Genomic DNA, 19,437 nt, shown 5'->3' with positions numbered 1-19,437 from the left:
ATGAAAAATTATCAAATTGCAATAATTGGTGGTGGCTTTTTTGGCCTATATCTAGCCGAGTTTTTTTCTAAACTAGGTAAATCAGTTGTGGTATTGGAAAAAGAATCTGATGCAATGCAAAGAGCTTCTTATGTAAATCAAGCCCGAGTACATAATGGTTATCATTATCCGCGAAGTATACTTACAGCGCTGAGATCTAGAATTTCTTTTCCCCGCTTTGTTGATGAGTTTTCATCATGTATAAAAAGTGATTTCGATAAATACTATATGATATCAACGAAACTTGGAAAAGTATCTCCAAATCAGTTCGTTAAATTTTGTGAGCGTATTGGGGCAACTTGCGATCCTGCTCCAAATCATATAAGGAAATTAACCAATCCTCAGATGATCGATGCCATTTATAGAACAAAAGAATACGCATTTGATTCGTCTACTTTGAAAGAAATCATGCTAGATAGATTAGATAAGCCTAACTTAGATTTATTTTTTGAGTCTAGGGTGGTGAATATTAACAAATCGGGTTCTTCTGATGAATTACAATTAACTATAGAATCAGAGCTCTGTGATAATATTATTACAGCTAATCAGGTTTTTAATTGTACTTATTCTTTATTAAATTCTGTGTTATCGAGGTCTGGCATTGATTTAATCCCTCTTAGGCATGAAATGACGGAAATGGCTATTGTAGAAATGCCCGACGATTTCAGTGACTTAGGTATTACAGTCATGTGTGGACCATTTTTCTCTGCTATGCCTTTCCCATCAAAGAATGCTCACTCATTTAGTCACGTTAGATATACACCACATTACGAATGGAATGATGGGTCTTCACAATATATTGATGCTCATGAGCATTACAATCTTTCAAAAAAAAATCCGCTTGGAAAAGTATGCAGTTAGATGCTCAGAGATATATTCCATCTTTTAGAGATATCCAATATAAAGAGTCAATATGGGAAGTTAAGACTATTTTACCTAGAAGTGATTCAGACGATTCAAGACCTATATTATTTAAAGCAAATTATGCGATGCGCGGGTTTCATTGTATTATGGGTGGGAAAATAGATAATGTATATGATGCGATTAAAACTATTATAGACTTAGGTTTAGATAGATGAAAAAAAGTGATAATTTCATAACTATTATAGTTATAGTTGAAAATAACTCTCAGCACTTAAATAGTTACCTAGAAAAAATTAGTTCTTATGTTGAGCCTAGGTTTAGTGATTATGAAATAGTAGTAATCGATCAAAACTCTCAAGATAACACTGAAAAAGTCATGGATAAAGCATTAATTAGTATTCAGTCTGTTCGTTATATTAAATTAGCACAAAAAGTTCCCAACGACGTTGCTCTTGCTGCAGGGATAGAAAATGCTATTGGTGATTTTGTAATAAACATTAATCCAGATAGGGACCCGTTATCACTGATAAATGATTGTGTTGAACTATCTAAGACGGGATATGATATAGTTGTTGGCACCTCAAAAAATGTAAATTCTTTCTTTTATAAAATAGTAAGAAAAGCATCAAATTGTGTTATCAATACTATTGGTTATACCTTACCTGAAAATTCCACGGGAACATTTTGTTTAAGTAGAAGAGCCGTTAATGCAATAACCGAATCAGGCAGATTTTACTGCAAATTACATATGAGAATGGCTAACATTGGATATCCTATTGCAGCTTTACCTTATGAGTTTTCTACTAAAGAAAAGTTTACGAAAAATCTCGTTAAAGGTATAAGCGAAATATTACATTATATGGTATTTAATTCGACGAAACCTCTAAGATGGATGAGTTTTGTAGGTATAGCTGGAAGTAGCGTTGCTATGCTATTTTCGATTTATAGTATTGTGATAAATTTCGTAAATGACAAAGTTGCAGAAGGTTGGACTACAACGATATTGTTTATGTCTTTTCTATTTATGTTGCAGTTTTTGATGCTTTCATTTTTTGGTGAATATTTAGCAAGACTTTTAGATGATAGAAGTGAGCATAGAGAATATAATGTCATTTTTGAGAAGAATAGCTCTGTTATGTTAGATGATAAGCGAGAAAATGTATTATTTGACTCTTTAAGTGAAGATATTAACATGGTCCAAACAGGCAGGGATAAATAGTGAGAATTCCAAAATATTACGAAGTACCTAACTACGAAGTGAAATTTGGTAACGATAAAAATCATGATTACTGTGTGGTTATTTTTGTGATTAATGAAGGGACGAAATTGCTCGCTCAGTTAGAACGGATGTCCGCCATTGAAATTGCTGCAGATATTGTTATCTCTGATGGTGGTAGTACAGATGGTTCTACAGAAATATCAATTTTAAAAAAAAATAATGTTAATACCTTGTTGGTCAAAAAAGACTCAGGAAAACTAGGTTCACAAATGCGAATCGCCTTTTCATGGGCTATGGAGAAAGGTTATAAAGGTGTCATTGTTATTGATGGTAACAACAAAGATAGTGTTGAAAGCATTCCTGAGTTCATCAACAAGCTGAGAGAAGGTTATGATCATGTGCAAGGTTCTCGATTTATACCTGGAGGAAAAGCAATCAACACTCCAACTTCTCGAATGATTGGGTTGAAACTGATACATATACCAGTAATGAGATTGGCATCGGGCTATAGGTTCACAGATACTACAAATGGCTTTAGAGCATACAGCTCTAACCTTCTTCTTAATAATGACGTATCTCTTTTTCGTGATATATTTAATGGGTACGAGCTACACTATTATTTGGCTGTGCGGTCCATAAAAGTAGGGTTGAAATGTGTAGAGATACCAGTAATTAGGCGTTATCCAAGCAAAGGTAAAGTGCCAACTAAAATTAGTCCTATTTTAGGTAATATTGAAGTGATAAAAAAATTGTTGCTAGTCGCTTTGGGTTTTTATAATCCTAAATAGGTGAAATTATTAGTTCGGTTATAAATTTCTTAATTGTGTACATAAGTATTTTTCGGGATCGGACGTTTATTTAAATTCTCCAAAGGTATCAGTATTTTTAGTAATTTGCTAAAGCCTAAAGCCTAAAGCCTAAAGCCTAAAGCCGTAGGTGGTATACAACTCAACTCCTTTTCCCGTTCAACAATTACGTCATGTCGTTATTCGAATAACTGATGCTAGCGACAACAAGTAAGCTAGCATTGTGCACTGCCTTGCCTACTCAACTAGTCCACGTAGGGGGATATAATATGAATAGTAAATCATGGTCATTTTAAAGGAAAATTGATATCAACAAATTTGGTCGAAAGTATGGGCTCTCGGTTACAACGTCTTTCCATTTGCCCATACATTGTTAGTTGTAATTAAATACTTCTTAGTTATTTCAGTTTCCAGAGAATGTATTTAAATGTTTATATTAATACCCCAAAGAATTAATTGCAGAAGTTAATGGCAGTATATGTTGAATCTGTTCTTTCCTCGGAAATGAAAGTCATCTTATTATATATTGGGAAATCACCCCCGCACCCTTCTAGATAAACCACAGCTATGTCACCACATTTTACTTTGGAGATGTTTTTTAATTCTTCTAAAGATTGTTTTGGAATGTACTCATAAATAGATTGATTAAACAATATATTTGCATAGCCTCTTACGCCCACACTGGAAGCTATTATTTTACATTTGTCATTTAATTTACTGTAAGACTCTTGTGCTAGTTCTGAATTTTGTTTGTTTATTTCTTTCCAGTAGTTGTATTGAGAAATATTACTTATGAAAGTTGATATAGAATAAACTGCGGAGATGAGTACCAGCAGTGTAAACACATGCTTAACTATACGGCTACCGTTTATAAAAGTCAAAAGGATGAGCATAGATAAGAAGTAAGATAACTTTAATCTATCAAATGAAAATTGAACAGCATGTTGCAACATGATAATGTTCTCTAGATTTACAAATATACAGATACCAACTGTTGCAAGTATAGCTGAAGGTGTTTTTTTCTTGCTTAATACTATTGTCCCTATAAATAGTGTTGTTAAGAGAAAATAACCGTAGCTATCCTTATAACCATTATAAAGATCCAAAAAGCTACTTTTGGTTATATTTCTTGATGTAAATCGATAGAACAAATTTTGCATATATTCATTTAAGCCTAGTACTGATGAAAAATGAATAACTTGCGTTGTACCTGCTGCAAATGTCGTTATCGCTATATAAAGCAATTTCCTATAGTCGTTTTTCTTAAAGATTAAGAGAAAAACAAAAACACCAATATTAAAAATGTATCCTGTCCATTCTATTTGCGGGCCAACATAACAAATAAATAATAGTAGAATAAAATTTTTATTATGATTGACGTAATTGTAAAAGCTATAAATTCCTGCTGATAATACGAGTTGGAAAATGCTATGCACCCAAAAATTTATCCCATGGGATAACAATGATTCTGAGTTAAACATAAGAAGTAATGTTACTGAAAAAGTAACTAGTTCTTTATCTAAGCTTTTTTGTCCTATATCGTCGTACATATTCCTTATTGTAATTAGGAACAAATATCCAGAGAAAAATAATAGAAGGAAATTGTAGTAATAGAGACTTGTTAAAGTTGGGCTTATGGAAAAAATATAGTAGGGAATTGCTGCAATAATAAAACCTAAAGAACCAAAGCTGGTATAAATTTGAGCGCCATTTTCTGTCGGCATTGTTGCTCCCCAAGAAATTGAGTAATTGTCTTGTCCTGGTAGCGTTACCGTCGGTAATAAATGATGAAAGCTAAATTCATTTCCTATTAATGACTTTATAGTTAATAATACATGATATGTAGATTCTTGGTTCCATACACCTACAGAAGTAAAAGAATATTTGTATCTAATATAGAGTGAAACTAAAGCTAAAGAGCTATAAATAAAAATCCATCTATTATTTTTTAGTTGCTTCAAAATGTAATCCTTGGTAAGTTATTTATTTAATAGAAAAAAGATATTTTAGAGAACTAGTTAAGTACCATCTAAAGTTCTTTGAAAAGAAATTTCTATTATCATATGCAGCTAGGTGTTTAGCTTTTATTTGAGGGAAATAAATGATGCTTAACCCAAGTTCGTTTGCTCTTCTACATATATCCACATCTTCAAAGTACATGAAGTAACGTTCATCAAAGCCATTTAAGGCATGATAGCAAGCAGCTTTAAATAGAAGGAATGAACCTGCCGCCCATTCAATTCTGATTGGTTTATCAATCACACTTTTATCGTATATGTCGTTTCGCTTAATACCTAAAAGAGATTTAATTGGGGCAAGCAGCTTTGGATAATGACGAATCGAATTATCATAGACAGTAAAGTGTTTATCTCTATAAAGGTTTATTGCAGCAATGTCTGTAGATAATGACGCAGCTTCAATAAGTAGTCGGTCAATACTTTCTAGTGTAATTTCGACATCTGGATTCAAAACTAAGAAGAAGTCATTTTCATGCATCTCGAGTTTATTTTTTGCATAGTGATAAACTTCATTGTTATTAGCACCGAATCCCTTAAATGATGTACCCTGTAATAAGGAAATGCGATTTTGAATACAATATGCCGTGAGTTCTGGTGAGGCTAGAGTGTTAGACTTTAAAATTACATGGTGCTTTGTTGCCAATTGCTGAAGTGTTGGATTATTTATGATCATCTGATCATGGTTGTGGTTAACAACAGAAATAAAAAGTTTCATTAACAGTAAAACTCATTTGGTTTATAACCCGTAGGTGCATCAAGTAAAAGACGCTTAATACATTCCACATCAAAATTATGACAGCATACATCAAGTTCCGTGAGTAGGTCTTCCATTGCATCCCAACTCAGTTTTTCTTCACATGCCGTCATGATCTTTTGATGGCTAGTACCTTCCACATTCTCTCCGATAAGTAGCTCTTCATAGAGCTTTTCTCCTGGGCGCAAGCCAGTAAACTTGATCTCGATATCGCCTTCATCACTTCTTCCATCGCAGAATTCTTTCATTCCCATAAGATGAATCATACGTTTGGCGAGATCGACGATTTTTACTGGCTCCCCCATATCGAGGACAAAGACTTGTCCATTATGACTCATCGCCCCAGCTTGAATGACAAGCTGAGCGGCTTCTGGAATCAGCATGAAATATCGGATGATATCAGGGTGAGTTACCGTTACTGGTCCACCTTCGCGGATCTGTTTTTTGAATAGAGGAACGACCGATCCTGAAGAGCCTAAGACATTCCCGAAACGTACCATGGTAAAAATGGTTGCACTGTTTTTATCGGCTAGGGCTTGTAGTACCAGCTCTGCCATCCGTTTGCTTGCTCCCATGATATTCGTTGGCCGCACGGCTTTATCCGTTGAAATCAGAGTAAAGTTTTTTACGCCAGCTTCTATGGCTGCATTAGCACAGGCTAATGTTCCAAAGACATTGTTGCGAATGCCTTCGATAACATTATCTTCAACGAGGGGAACGTGTTTATAGGCTGCAGCATGGTAAACCGTTTCAACTTGATGAGCTTGCATGAGTTTTTTGACGCGATTTTCTCGTTGTACTGAGCCAAGTGCCGCAACAATTTTCGTGTTGAGTTTTAAGTTCTGTTTGATCGCTTGTAATTCCTGATCGATGGCATACAAGTTATATTCATTGAGTTCAAATAACACTAAGGTTTTAGGTTTTTGAGCCAAGATTTGTCTGCATAACTCTGAGCCAATCGAACCTCCCGCTCCAGTGACCATGACGGATTTTTCAGTAATGTTTTTTTGTAACAGCGCTAAGTCGGGTTCAACCGGTGCGCGGCCAAGCAAATCTGCGACATCGAGGTCTTGTACATCAGTAGATTTTGCGCGTCCCGCAGCAATATCTTCCACTGAGGGAACAGATTGAATCTCAATAGGCCAATGAGAGAGGCGTTCAAGCAATTTTATACGTGTATTTTTACCGATATTATTTATGGCGATCAGCAGCTTTACAGGTTCGTAAAGATTTCTGAGTGATTCAAATTCGCTGCTGTGATGTACACGCACCCCAAAAATAATTTGTCCCGCTTTGGCTGGATCATCATCTAAGAAGATTACCGGGTGGTACTCATCACCTTGAATGAGAGCATAGGCCAGATCTCGCCCTGTTGAACCTGCACCATAGATAAAAACATTTGGTTTCTGACGCTTGTAATAATGGTAATAGATGGTGCGAATAAAAATTCTAGGTCCACCTAAAGTCAGCGTTGCTAGGCCGGCATAAATAAAGGGGACGCTGCGGGGAATAAAGGCTTGAAAGAAAAAGCCGCTCAGTGCTAGCGTCACCGCAGAAATGATGACAGATAAAAAGATATAGCCGATCGCAGGCAGCATCATATAACGTAGCACTGCGCGATACATACCGAGTCGGACAAAGCAGTAAAGAGTGACACCCACTGTTGTCATCATGCTCAGAAACTCTGGGAAGTTAAACGTGAATGCTAAAGTATCTAAGCGTAGCGCGATGGCTGCATAAAGGGAAAATATCAGCGCAAATACATCATATAGCAACGTTATCATACGCTTATGATGACGCTGTGCGCTTAAGAGCAGTTGAATAGGGGTAAACATTGCTTAGCAGCTCGCCTTATAATTAGCCAACCCAACGGGTTGATATTGTTATGCGTTATATTAGTATCGCCCGAATTGTAGTTTGCTTGAGTAGCGTTTGCCAGACTCATGATGCTGATCGTTGACATAGTTTTGTAAAAAGATAGGGCAAGATGGAACCAGATAATCAAACACCATTAAAAATACTTGTGACTGGAGCATCTGGCTTTGTCGGTTTGCGAGTACTCACCCAAGCGCAAAATAAAGGGTATGCACTGGTTGCTCAATCGCGCAGCCAACAACCCTATTCATTTGAGCAGGTATTGCTTGATATCACACCAAATACAGATTGGCAGAGAGCTTTAGTCGGTGTCGATTGTGTAGTTCATTGCGCCGCTAGAGTTCACCAAATGCAAGAAACAGAAGCGGATGCCCTTAAAGCGTATCGTGATGTGAATACACAAGGCACTCTGAATTTGGCGAAGCAAGCAGTATCTGCTGGAGTCAAAAGATTTATCTTTTTAAGCTCAATTAAAGTCAACGGTGAGCAAACCAAAGCTGGGTCTGCTTTTCAGCATGATGATCAACATATTCCCTCTGACCCTTACGGCTTAAGTAAATATGAGGCGGAACAACAGTTATTAGAGCTCGCAGCAGAAACTGGACTTGAAGTTGTGATCATTCGTCCCCCGTTAGTGTATGGCGAAGGGGTTAAGGCTAACTTCCTTTCTATGATGAATTGGGTCAAAAAGCAGATTCCCTTACCTCTTGGTGCGGTGGGGAATCTGCGTAGTCTGGTGTATTTAGACAATTTAGTCGATCTAATCTTAGTTTGTTGCCAGCACCCCAAAGCTGCAGGGGAGATTTTTTTAGTTTCAGATAACCACGACGTTTCTTTGACCACGCTTCTTAGAACTATCGCTCAAGCAATGCAGATTCGCCCCCGATTATTACCCATTCCACAAACCGGACTGCAGTGGTTACTGAGGCTATTGGGTAAGCCAGAGCTGGGGCAGCGCTTATGCGGTAACTTACAACTGGATATCGCTCATACCCAAAAAACACTACACTGGTCGCCACCTGTGAGTTTCGAACAGGGCATAGCGCGCACGGTAAATTTCTACTTATCTCAATCATCTAAGTGATAAAAACATGGTTATTCGATTTCTTGATTTTATTTTTGCTCTAGTTGGGCTGTTGTTACTCTGGCCTGTGTTACTGATTGTGTGCATTTTGGGCTACTTTGATACTGGCTCCCCTATTTTCTGCCAACAGCGAGTCGGTAAGAATCAGCGTCCATTTACCCTCATTAAATTTCGAACCATGCCAAAGAATACGGCGTCGGTGGCAACCCATTTGGTTGGTGCTTCTTCTGTCACTAGGCTCGGTCAGTTTCTGCGCAAGACCAAGCTTGATGAGCTTCCACAATTAATCAATGTGCTGAAGGGTGAAATGAGTTTAGTTGGGCCTCGACCTTGCTTGTTTAATCAACAAGATCTGATTGCTGAACGAGAATCCCGTGGAGTGTTTACCGTTCTCCCTGGCATTACGGGACTGGCTCAAGTAAACGAAGTGGATATGTCGACACCAGTAAAGCTTGCAGAGCTTGATCAACAGATGATTCAAACGCTGAATTTAAAAAACTACTTTACGTATATCATTCAGACCGTTTTAGGCAAGGGAGCGGGTGATCGCGTTAAGCCATAACAATCAAGCCGTCCAGTTGGACGGCTTGGATATCCAGATGCGGTTCGGATTATTCTTGAAAAGAAAGAGGCGATGGAGTGGTTTTTGCGAGTTGCTCCGTGTCATCCCCTCCCTCTAACCGCCATACCAACCTTTGGTTTTGCCCGCCGTAATATTGATTGACGGCGTTATCTAACCAGCCGCGGACATAGTTAATCGAAACAAATAGACTTAGGCGTTCATAGGGTAGGGCTTCGCCATTCAATAAACGGGTATTTTTGGTGTCGGCCATGGCGGCAATAATGCCCACCAAATCACCGCGGCTGTTAAAGGTACCGCCACCGCTCATGCCGGCCTGAATGGGCGCGTCCATAATGCTCGCTGGGCACTCTTTAAAGTAGCGATAATTCACAAAGTTTAAATCCATTCGATAGTGGCCATAGCCAGAGATTACATCACCACTGGCACTCACGCCGTAAGTTGTGACTGGCTGATCTTGATAAACCAGCCCCATTTTAGGAAAGTTCTGTCCGCGGTTATCGGATTCCACCAAGGCAATATCACAGGTGGGGTGATAGGCGATCACGCGATCATAATTCAATTTGGCGACATGAGCCGCAGTGAGGCTTAAATTCTCGGTGATCGGTACGCTTGAGCCATAGCCGAAATAGATCAGAGGGATGCCCGTCATCTCAAAGTCGATTGCTGGAGCATTGTCATTTGCCACTTTGTGCAACTGACCATTGCTGTGAGCACAACCGGTGAGAGTCAGTGCGATAGCCACAGGGGCAACAAACAAACGAAAAAAAGTTTTCGATGAAAACGCATCAAAACTGAGAAGGTGCATAGAGCCCTCCTGAAAATTCTCATTGTGATAGTGAGATCAAGATGCGCATTCAAGATCGATTTTTACTGCTCCTTATGAGTGTAGTTGCCTCTGCAAAATTTGCTATTCATCTCATTTTGCCATTCATTTAGTGATTTATGAGTCATTAAATGGTCAGGATGCAACCCTATGAAATAAAGATAAAATTATTAGTTACATGTCATAAAAATGACGGTTTTTGTCGCAAAAAAAATCTTAGTTTTAAGGTAATAAAAAGCCCTGCATGAAAGCAGGGCTTAAAACATCAGGGTTTAGGCTTACTCGGCAATTGGCTGAATAGGGCGGGTAAACCAAGGTGCGCGAGCATCGGTCATATCAAACAGAGTATGTTGACGTCCTAACATCTGTCCGCCATCGCGTTGCAGTGGCAGCCAAGAAATGTTCACGCGCTCGGTACTTGGGCGAATAGTCATCAAATCCAATGGAATCGAAATATAGAAACCTTTGGAGAAACTCCCTTCACCAAACTCTTCAGCGGAGAGATCCGTCTTAGTCGCAAAGGCTCCGGCTACGACACCGCTGGCGAACTGCTTAGAGAAATCGATCGTAAAGCCGATATCCTCTGTCAAATACCGTCCCGCACTCAGTTTAAGCAAGGTGTTATCCAGCAATGACCAAAATTGCGGCTGCCAATAGAGGGTCGCATGTCCAGTCACCGTGCCCGTTTGTACTCGATAATAGCGACCAGTTTGTGGATCGTACTGACGCTCTTGCTCATACAGACCAAAAGTCGAGCTAGGATCGCGCTGCTTAACATAGTTACCATCCACTCCGATCGCCCAATTCTTACCAAGTGGACGATACAAAATCTCGCTACCTACACCAGCAAACATGGTTTCCAGATAGCCGGCATACGCCTGACCATAGAATTGGTTCCATTGGTCAAAGTAAGTCAGCTGCAAATTATCCACCCGTACCACTTCTTCATAGTATTGGCGAGACAACGTGCGCACACGTTTCAAATCCGTACCATCGGGCGGCACCGTGTATTTGTACTTGTCGTAGTTATCGGTCAGGTTGCCATAAAGCGTGCCTGAAAATAGCCAGTGATCGCCGGCTTTATAACGGGCATTTGCATTGACCCCAATCGCGTAGAGGTAGAAATCTTCTGAACCACCGAACGACTGCTGTAACACAGGAGAAAAACCAAAACTCCAACGCTCGATTTGTGCGGCTTTTAGGTCACCCGAAATCGGGGCCGGGTTACCGGTTTGTTTGGCATCATCCAATTTGGCATCCGGATAATCGCGATCGGCAATGCGCTTGAAGGCGGCACTGTTTAAGCGAGTCTCGGTTAATGGCTGATCTTCACCCGTTTCAATAATGCGATAAGTTCTGGCATCAATCCCCGTATTGGCAATCAAAGTGGCGGCTCTTTGCTCTGCCTCTTGGCGGTCACGGTATTTCACCTGTGCCCCTTTCACCGTCACGCTATCTGCCGCTTGATACACTTCCACCGATTGATAGCCAGCCACCGTCGCCAAATCTTGGCTTAAGCGTTGCCATTCTTCATCCGTGAGTTCGGTTTTGCTTGGTGTAGGCTGGTAAGCCGGCGCGGGAGAATCGACCCATGTGGGGGTGAGAGCGGCGACGTTAGTACCGAAAGTCACCCCCGCAGTAAACGTATTGCCGCGTTCATAACTCAGGCGCAAATCTGCCCAGTCAGTGAGCGCGTAAACCACCCCAAAGTTCCAAGGTGTATCGACGGGCATCGACTGCTTGCCGCGAGTGACCGGAAAATCACTGCGGTAGTCATTGCCATCGTATTCCACCTTTAGGCGTAGCGGTTCAAAAGGCGTTTGATATTCCACGCCACCAAACAGCGCAGTACATCCCGTAAACATTCGGCCGAGATCAAACATCCCGCCTTTGCCGCCGTAGCTACCATCACGCCCACAGTCGGGAGTCTTGGATTTATCGCCAGTGAGATTGGCGCGATTACCTAAATAACCCCAGCCAACACCCAAAGTAAAATCGAGCGAGCCAAAATTCTTGCTCGCCACCAAGTACTCGCCATCAAACAGGCCAGTACCGCCGACATCGCGTAGACCCAGCGAAATCTCAGGTAGCCAGTAGCTCTCTTCCCATAGGCGCAATTTGGCATCAATCGATTTATCCGTGTACTTAGTGTCACCGCTAAACCCTGAATCGCCACTGTACAGCAGCTCATGCACTTGGGTGTAACGTACCGTCGTTTCTAGCCACGGGAACAGTTGCAGCGAAACCGCATAGTGAATGTAATCATCATTGTTGGTCACCGCGAGGCTCAGTTCGCCTTCGGGCATCATGCGCGCACTCGGCATTTGAATCAGCCCCGCGCCGCCAAAATCCGTTTGCGAATGGCGCAGCTGCGGATAGCTGAATTCATCGGCGTTGGCATACCTTGGCACCAACAACGCACTGCTGACCACAACGGCAAGCAGTGAGAGAGAAGTATTAAGTTGAGGACAGCGGCCAGTTTTCATAGCGGTAATCTATTTCTCAGCAGTTCGATCACTAACTGATTAGCGTCAGTGCTTGGAGTATCAGGATAAAAAGAAGAGTCGTGCAGCGGCATGGGCACGTACACAATGGCCCCGGGAGCAACCTCAGCAAAGGTCATATTCCAATATGCCACCGAATGTTTTTGCACCACGCCATCGGGTTGAATCACCACAATTTCACTGATCTGCTCATCGACTAAACCGGCGGCTTGCGCATAATCCTTAGCCGATTGACGACCTCGCCACGTGACATCTCCGGGCTTTTTCACCGCCCCGTAAACGGAAACTTCCGCCACTCTCGGATTGAGCGTTAATAACCATTGGCCGTTTAGGCGTGGGTTATCTTGCGCGGCAAGCCGTGTCCAATCAGGATCGATTGGGGTAAAAATACGCTTTGCAAACGCAGAAAGGCGTAATTGATCGCGCAGCGTTTCCCATAAGGCTTTTTGCGCCATGGGTGCGGCAGATTGCTGATGCGCCAACACCAACAGCACATGCTGCTTAAACGAGAACGGATGACTTAAATCGAACAGCCCTGCGCTTGACCACTCCACATCTAATGTACTGAGTTGATAATGTTCTAGCGTTTGCATGACCGCTTGATCAAGGCGAATCGGCTCCTCAAAGCGCAACTGAGTAGCGTTGCCAGCAAAGCGCGTTTCTAACGTAGTCGCCAAAGGTGCGGCAAACAGTGAGTGAGCACTGAGCCCGCCGACCAACGTAATCAAGGTTACCCAACGTTTCAGCATTAGATGCCTCCTTGATTCAAATAAGATTTACCCACCGCGAGGGCATAACGGTTCAAGCCCGGAGCCAATTGTTGCTCGGTCGCGACGACCGCCCCTGAAGTCGGGTCGATCCAGTAATAGTTGTGATACTGCTGATCCAGCGCTGCAATCGTAATTTGTTCATTGAACAGCAGCAGAGAGCGAGATTCGCCATTGGGCAACTGCTTGATTTGCTCGCCTTCACTCACAAAACGAGATTGCGCCAAATAGTGAAAGTGATAGCCGGGTTGCCAGCTCAAATAGAACTCCCAATAGCGCGGCGTACTCGCGTTATGTAGCCCTAATAGCAAAGGATCGACAGAGTGAGATTCAATATTGACTAAATTTCCGCCACCCAAATTAAGGGTTTTGGTAATTCGTCCCCCTTCGGTCACAACCATTTCCTGCCCGGCCGAGATCCATTTCAACGCGGTATGTGTATTATTTTTCGCCGGTTCAGCCCAAGCCAAAACCATTAAAGCCAGCGGATTATCATTTTGCTGAATATAGATACTTGCGTAAGGAATACTGGCGACTTTTTCTGCAGAAATAACCGATTGTTCTGGTCCGAAAATGGCGAGTTGCAAAGAGTCAGATAAATGCTGCGCATTCTTTGCACATCCGGAAAGAAGAAATAACTGACAAAGAAATAAATAATATATTTTGCGCATGAGAGGTTGGTCTAAAAGTTTATAAGAAAACAACCGCAATATGCGGTTGTTTTAAAGGTCAGATTACTGCGCCGCTGTAACAGTGGTCGTAGTGCCTGTACCTGAGTTGCTTGATGCTACTGCTGCGACTGCAACAGCTGCAGCAGTGATACCCACTGCGGTTGCTGTTACTGTACCAACTGCCGCTGCACCAGCAGCACCACCGCCTGCTGCAGAGGTAGTTGCTGCAGTGGTAGTCGTAGAAGTGCTAGAAGTTGTCGCTGTCGCTTCTTCTGTTGCTGCTACTGCTACACCACTAAATGCAAACATCCCCAACAACACAAGTGCTGTTTTTTTCATAGTCTTCTCCATGAAAGATATTAATTACATCGATGTATATCCGCGTTAATCGCGGACGACGCAAAAGATAAACAGAATTGCTTTTAATGTAAACAAAATAAAGGAGTCTACAGAGAAAGATATTAATAATAACGATGTAATTTGCGAGTAGAAATGAACTAGTAAATTGACAAAATATAAGCTTCACAATCCTAGACAACCTCTGTATGATTCCGCGTCAAATTAGGTCATTAAGATGACATTTCGACTCGTTCGAAAAATTATATTTTGCTGATGTTTTAATCATTAATTGAGGCTTTTTGTGAAATTGCTCGCAATAAATAGGCCTGACTCATAAAAATAAGGAATAGCCGCGTTGGGAGGAACGACACCTCAGGGCGGTAGCATAGGAAAAAGCTGCAAACAGCTTCAAGTTATTAAAATCGGAATCGCAAGGTTGTTCGCGTGTCAAAGAAGTCCCTACTTTTACTCACTCTCTCTGCTGGGCTAACCGGTTGTAGCATTCCCGGCGCTCATCTTCCTACGGGCGATAAAAATGTCGCTTGGGAAGCGGAAGAGCAAGAGTCGCTCTCGGCGTTAGTTAACGTTTATCCGGTCACACCGACGCTGATCAAAGAGCTTAAATACCAACAACAAGCTGTGGTGACTCAACCTAACCTCACTTTAGAGCAAGATATTGCCCACTACGAATACCGTATTGGTGCGGGTGATGTACTGAACGTCACGATTTGGGATCACCCGGAGCTGACCATTCCTGCCGGTTCATACCGCAGTTCTGCTGAAGCCGGTAACTGGGTACACGCTGATGGCACCATCTTCTATCCCTACATTGGCCAAGTCAGTGTGGCGGGGAAAACCGTGACTGAAGTGCGCACCATGCTGGCTGAAAAACTCGCCAAATTTATTGAAGCGCCGCAAGTGGATGTCAACGTGGCGGCTTTCCGCTCACAAAAATCCTACATCACAGGTGAAGTGACAAGCCCAGGCCAGCAGCCGATTTCCAACATTCCGCTGACTTTACTCGATGCCGTTAACCGTGCTGGTGGCATTACGAAAGATGCTGACTGGCGTAACGTCACCTTGACTCGTAACGGCGTGGAAGAGCAAATTTCACTGTACGCATTGATTCAAAAGGGTGACTTAACCCAAAACCGTTTACTGCGTGATGGCGATATCGTGCATATTCCACGTAACGATGCGCAAAAAGTGTTTGTGATGGGAGAAGTGAAACAGCCACAAATGCTCAAGATTGACCGCACTGGCATGAGCTTAACCGAAGCCTTAAGCACAGTCGGCGGCATCAACGAAGCGGAAGCCGATGCTACGGGTATTTTTGTTATCCGTAGTAACCAAGAGCGCAGCAATCAAAACGGTATCGCGATGGGGCAAGACGAGCCAATCGCCAGCATTTACCAACTCAACATTCAAGATGCGACTGCGCTAGTAATGGGCACCGAGTTTGAACTGCGTCCTTATGATGTGGTGTACGTGACCGCTGCGCCAATTTCACGTTGGAACCGCTTGGTGCGTCAGCTAATCCCAACCATCAGTGGCTTCAATGAAATCACCGAAGGTGCGCTACGCGTTAAAAACTGGCCTTAATTTCTTTCGGTCGGTAATTTCTTTCGAAAGGTAACTGAAATTCCCCTCTGCAATAGAAGGGTGTGGATTTAAATTCCCTCCCCTTTTAGGGGAGGGTTAGGGTGGGGTAGTTCACCAGCACCAATGCCTTTGTGATAACGGTTGAGTGAAGCTGGAAACAATACCCCCTCCCGGCCTCCCCCTAGAAGGGGGACGAGCAAAACACTCTCCTTTGGGGAGCTTAAATTCCCTCTGCAATAGAAAGGGGTTGATTTAAATTCCCTCCCCTTTTAGGGGAGGGTTAGGGTGGGGTAGTTCACCAGCACCAATACCTTTGTGATAAAGGTTGGGTGAAGCTGGAAACAATACCCCCTCCCAGCCTCCCCCTAGAAGGGGGAGGAGCAAAACACTCTCCTTTGGGGAGCTTAAATTCCCTCTGCAATAGAAGGGTGTGGATTTAAATTCCCTCCCCTTTTAGGGGAGGGTTAGGGTGGGGTAGTTCACCAGCACCAATGCCTTGGTGATAAAGGTTGAGTGAAACTGGAAACAATACCCCCTCCCGGCCTCCCCCTAGAAGGGGGAGGTGCAAAAGCTCCCCGCAGAGGGAAAGCATGCACAGGTATCAAAAAATCGCGGTGTGGCGGTTGAGAAAATAACAAACACAATTAAACTCAACAGCCCAAATTGTTCACAAAACCCAAGAAACACCATGTTCAACAACATATTAGTCGTCTGCGTTGGCAATATCTGCCGTTCACCGATTGGTGAACGATTACTAAAACAACAACTGCCTCATAAAAATATCGCTTCTGCTGGTCTCGCCTCTGAAAAAAGCCGACTTGTCGGCAAATCGGCTGATGATATGGCAATCCAAGTCGCACAAGAACACGGTGTCTCGCTGGATGGCCATCAATCACAACAGCTTACCCCACAGCTTTGCAGTCAATTTGATCTCATCCTCGTGATGGAAAAAGGGCACATTAACGCCCTGAGTGACATCGCGCCCGAAGCGCGTGGTAAAACCATGCTTTTCGGACAATGGATTGGTCAACGCGACATTCCCGATCCGTACCGCCAAAGTAAAGAAGCGTTTGATCACGCCTACGCGCTGATCGAACAAGCGGCCGCGGCTTGGGTAAAAAAACTCTAACCGAACGGGATACTTAACCTGCTCATTTACACCCTTTGTTGGGTGTAGCGGCGTTTTGACCCGAAAACAGACAACCCTAAACAGAAACTCCCTAAAAACAGCAAAAACTATGACAGCACAAACATCAAAGCGCACCATCGACTCCGCCTCTGACGAAATCGATCTGGGCAAACTTTTTGGCTTACTGCTTGACGGAAAATGGATCATCCTCGTTACCACAATGGTTTTTGCCGTTTTTGGGGTCGCGTTTGCCATTCTTTCCACTCCCATTTACAAGGCGGATGCCTTAATCCAGATCGAAGCCAAAAAAGGCGGCGGCATCTCATCGCTGGTGGGCGGAGATATGGGCGAACTGTTCAGTTCGGACTCCACCGCGACCACGGAAATTGAAATCATCAAATCGCGGATGATTTTGGGCGACACCGTTGAAAAATTTAACCTCACCACCCTTGTCACGCCGGATTATTTCCCCGTCATCGGTAAAGGAATAGCCCGTTTAAGCGGCCGAGTGAATCAACTGCAAGTCAGCCGTTTTGAACTGCCGGATTTTGCGACTACCTTAGAGCACCAAATCGTGGTGCAAGATGCCGAGCAAGGCACTTACCAGCTGGTGCGTGGTGATGGCAAAGTAATTTTGCAAGGCGTAGCGGGTGAGCTGGCAGAGCAAGATGACTACCGTTTGTTTGTGACGGGGATGGAAGCGGAAAGCGGTTTTGCGTTCAACATCGCCAAAATTAATGAGCTGGATGCGATTAACGAGCTCAAGCAAAACCTCTCGATTACTGAAAAAGGCAAACAGACCGGCATTGTCGAGCTGTCAGTGACCGGTGAAAACCCAGCACAAATCCGCACGCTGCTGGATAACATCAGCCAAAACTACTTTTTGCAAAACGTAAAACGTAACTCGGCCGAAGCTGAAAAAAGCCTGAGCTTTTTACAAAGCCACCTACCGGATATCAAAACCGATTTGGATAGTTCGGAAGATGTACTGAACCGCTACCGTCAAGACAACGAATCGATTGATCTAAGCCTAGAAGCGAAAGCCACGCTGGATGTGATGGTTAAGCTAGAAGCTCAACTTAATGAGTTGACCTTTAAAGAGAGCGAAATCAGCCAACGCTTTACTACAGATCACCCAGCTTACAAATCGCTGCTGGATAAGCGCCAAGTGCTGCTCAAAGAGCGTGAGCGTATTAACCAGCAAGTACAAAAGCTGCCGAAAACCCAGCGCGAAATCCTACGCATGACGCGTGATGTGGAAGTCAACCAACAAATTTACGTTCAGCTACTCAACAAAGTACAAGAGCTGAATGTCATTAAAGCGGGCACGGTTGGTAATGTGCGTATTTTGGATAACGCACAAGCCTATGCCCAACCGGTCAAACCGAAAAAACCGCTGATCGCTGTATTAGCGACCTTATTAGGCGCGATGGCGAGTGTCGGTTTTGTATTGGTGAAAGCGGCGCTGCATCGCGGCGTTGAAAACCCAGATGATATTGAAGCATTAGGGCTTTCGGTGTATGCCAGTGTCCCGAAATCAGAAATGCAGCAAGGTTTTGACAAGCTGATGAAGCGCCGGAAAAAGGATGAGATCACACTATTGGCCGAATACAACCCGGCCGATCTCTCGATTGAAGCGCTGCGTGGCCTTCGCACCAGTTTGCACTTTGCGATGATGGAAGCGAAAAACAATATCCTGATGATTTCTGGCCCAGCGCCGGGTATTGGTAAATCGTTCGTTTCGACCAACTTTGCTGCGGTCGCCGCGAAAACTGGTCAAAAAGTCCTATTGATTGATGCCGATATGCGAAAAGGCTACCTACAAAAGCCGTTTGGTTTGCAGTGGGAAAATGGTCTTTCTGATTACCTTGCCGGCAAGTTAGCCCTAGAAAGCTGCATTAAAACCAGCCCAGTGGAAAACCTAGCGATTATCACCCGTGGCCAAGTGCCGCCCAACCCTTCAGAACTGCTGATGCATAAGCGCATGGAAGAGCTACTGCAATGGGCCTCTGAGCATTATGACTTGGTGATTGTGGATACCCCGCCTGTATTGGCCGTGACCGACCCAAGTATTGTTGGTGCCCACGCCGGTACCACCTTAATGGTGGCGCGTTTTGGCCAAAATACCGCAAAAGAGATTGATGTGGCCCGCCACCGTTTTGAGCAATCTGGTATTGAAGTGAAAGGCGTGATTTTTAACGCCGTTGAGAAGAAAGCATCAAGTACCTATGGCTATGGGTATTACAACTATTCCTATAGCGATAAATAAAAGCTCTATATCCCCTAATAATCTAATAAAAAAATCAGCAGCTTATTGTTGTTTCACTAAGCTGCTTTTCTATCCCCAAAAAAAGTAAACG

17 protein-coding genes are annotated in these 19,437 nt (G+C 43.0%); 9 read left to right on the top strand and 8 right to left on the bottom strand.

Annotated elements, in window-relative coordinates:
* The 4 genes from F0316_RS12930 to F0316_RS12920 are packed head-to-tail and all read left to right on the top strand — an operon-like array spanning position 1 to position 2,910.
* The gene (locus tag F0316_RS12930; RefSeq protein WP_233447422.1) at positions 1-900 is read left to right on the top strand and encodes an FAD-dependent oxidoreductase; all 900 of its coding nucleotides are present in this window, start codon (positions 1-3) and stop codon (positions 898-900) included.
* Positions 891-1,118, top strand: coding sequence for a hypothetical protein (locus F0316_RS20010; RefSeq protein WP_233447421.1), 228 nt, complete (start codon positions 891-893; stop codon positions 1,116-1,118). Before F0316_RS12930 ends, F0316_RS20010 begins: the two co-directional genes overlap by 10 nt.
* A complete protein-coding gene (locus F0316_RS12925; RefSeq protein WP_000747910.1) occupies positions 1,115-2,122 on the top strand; it encodes a glycosyltransferase in 1,008 nt (335 codons plus the stop codon). Before F0316_RS20010 ends, F0316_RS12925 begins: the two co-directional genes overlap by 4 nt.
* On the top strand, positions 2,122-2,910 hold the full coding sequence (locus F0316_RS12920; protein ID WP_001222476.1) for a glycosyltransferase family 2 protein: 789 nt from the start codon (positions 2,122-2,124) through the stop codon (positions 2,908-2,910). Before F0316_RS12925 ends, F0316_RS12920 begins: the two co-directional genes overlap by 1 nt.
* A gap of 470 nt (positions 2,911-3,380) precedes the next feature.
* Here the strand turns inward: F0316_RS12920 and F0316_RS12915 are convergent, their stop codons facing one another.
* The 3 genes from F0316_RS12915 to F0316_RS12905 are packed head-to-tail and all read right to left on the bottom strand — an operon-like array spanning position 3,381 to position 7,535.
* Positions 3,381-4,889, bottom strand: a complete 1,509-nt coding sequence (locus tag F0316_RS12915) for a hypothetical protein (RefSeq protein ID WP_001893203.1) — start codon at positions 4,887-4,889, stop codon at positions 3,381-3,383.
* Between the two features lie 22 nt (positions 4,890-4,911).
* The gene (locus tag F0316_RS12910; protein ID WP_149560532.1) at positions 4,912-5,661 is read right to left on the bottom strand and encodes a glycosyltransferase; all 750 of its coding nucleotides are present in this window, start codon (positions 5,659-5,661) and stop codon (positions 4,912-4,914) included.
* The gene (locus F0316_RS12905) at positions 5,661-7,535 is read right to left on the bottom strand and encodes a polysaccharide biosynthesis protein (RefSeq protein ID WP_114717776.1); all 1,875 of its coding nucleotides are present in this window, start codon (positions 7,533-7,535) and stop codon (positions 5,661-5,663) included. Before F0316_RS12905 ends, F0316_RS12910 begins: the two co-directional genes overlap by 1 nt.
* A gap of 152 nt (positions 7,536-7,687) precedes the next feature.
* Between F0316_RS12905 and F0316_RS12900 the strand changes: the two genes are divergently transcribed.
* Entirely contained in the window at positions 7,688-8,659 is a 972-nt protein-coding gene (locus F0316_RS12900) for a UDP-glucose 4-epimerase family protein (protein WP_114710301.1), read from the top strand.
* 7 nt (positions 8,660-8,666) lie between these two features.
* On the top strand, positions 8,667-9,221 hold the full coding sequence (locus F0316_RS12895) for a sugar transferase (protein WP_000236730.1): 555 nt from the start codon (positions 8,667-8,669) through the stop codon (positions 9,219-9,221).
* 49 nt (positions 9,222-9,270) lie between these two features.
* Here the strand turns inward: F0316_RS12895 and F0316_RS12890 are convergent, their stop codons facing one another.
* The 5 genes from F0316_RS12890 to F0316_RS12870 all read right to left on the bottom strand — a co-directional run bounded on the left by F0316_RS12890 (position 9,271) and on the right by F0316_RS12870 (position 14,346).
* Entirely contained in the window at positions 9,271-10,047 is a 777-nt protein-coding gene (locus F0316_RS12890) for a serine protease family protein (RefSeq protein ID WP_149560531.1), read from the bottom strand.
* Positions 10,048-10,343: 296 nt separating this feature from the next.
* Positions 10,344-12,551 (bottom strand): YjbH domain-containing protein, encoded by a 2,208-nt coding sequence (locus F0316_RS12885; protein ID WP_095467727.1) that lies wholly within the window; start codon positions 12,549-12,551, stop codon positions 10,344-10,346.
* Positions 12,548-13,318 carry a capsule biosynthesis GfcC family protein gene (locus tag F0316_RS12880; RefSeq protein WP_057569687.1) on the bottom strand — a complete coding sequence of 257 codons (771 nt, stop codon included), beginning with the start codon at positions 13,316-13,318 and terminating at the stop codon, positions 12,548-12,550. Before F0316_RS12880 ends, F0316_RS12885 begins: the two co-directional genes overlap by 4 nt.
* Positions 13,318-14,007 carry a YjbF family lipoprotein gene (locus F0316_RS12875; protein ID WP_001891755.1) on the bottom strand — a complete coding sequence of 230 codons (690 nt, stop codon included), beginning with the start codon at positions 14,005-14,007 and terminating at the stop codon, positions 13,318-13,320. Before F0316_RS12875 ends, F0316_RS12880 begins: the two co-directional genes overlap by 1 nt.
* Positions 14,008-14,070: 63 nt before the next feature.
* Positions 14,071-14,346, bottom strand: a complete 276-nt coding sequence (locus F0316_RS12870; RefSeq protein WP_000750466.1) for a hypothetical protein — start codon at positions 14,344-14,346, stop codon at positions 14,071-14,073.
* A 444-nt stretch (positions 14,347-14,790) separates the two neighbouring features.
* Here F0316_RS12870 and F0316_RS12865 point away from each other — a divergent pair, with 444 nt between their 5' ends.
* The 3 genes from F0316_RS12865 (at position 14,791) to F0316_RS12855 (ending at position 19,346) form a co-directional block, all read left to right on the top strand.
* Positions 14,791-15,948, top strand: a complete 1,158-nt coding sequence (locus F0316_RS12865; RefSeq protein ID WP_000039413.1) for a polysaccharide export protein — start codon at positions 14,791-14,793, stop codon at positions 15,946-15,948.
* 688 nt (positions 15,949-16,636) lie between these two features.
* Positions 16,637-17,077, top strand: coding sequence for an arsenate reductase/protein-tyrosine-phosphatase family protein (locus F0316_RS12860; RefSeq protein ID WP_000482885.1), 441 nt, complete (start codon positions 16,637-16,639; stop codon positions 17,075-17,077).
* Positions 17,078-17,186: 109 nt separating this feature from the next.
* Positions 17,187-19,346, top strand: coding sequence for a polysaccharide biosynthesis tyrosine autokinase (locus tag F0316_RS12855; RefSeq protein WP_095477723.1), 2,160 nt, complete (start codon positions 17,187-17,189; stop codon positions 19,344-19,346).
* Positions 19,347-19,437 lie beyond the last annotated feature (91 nt).

The sequence above is a fragment of the Vibrio cholerae genome (genome assembly GCF_008369605.1).
GTDB lineage: Bacteria > Pseudomonadota > Gammaproteobacteria > Enterobacterales > Vibrionaceae > Vibrio > Vibrio cholerae.
This window is presented reverse-complemented; position numbering and strand designations above follow the sequence as displayed.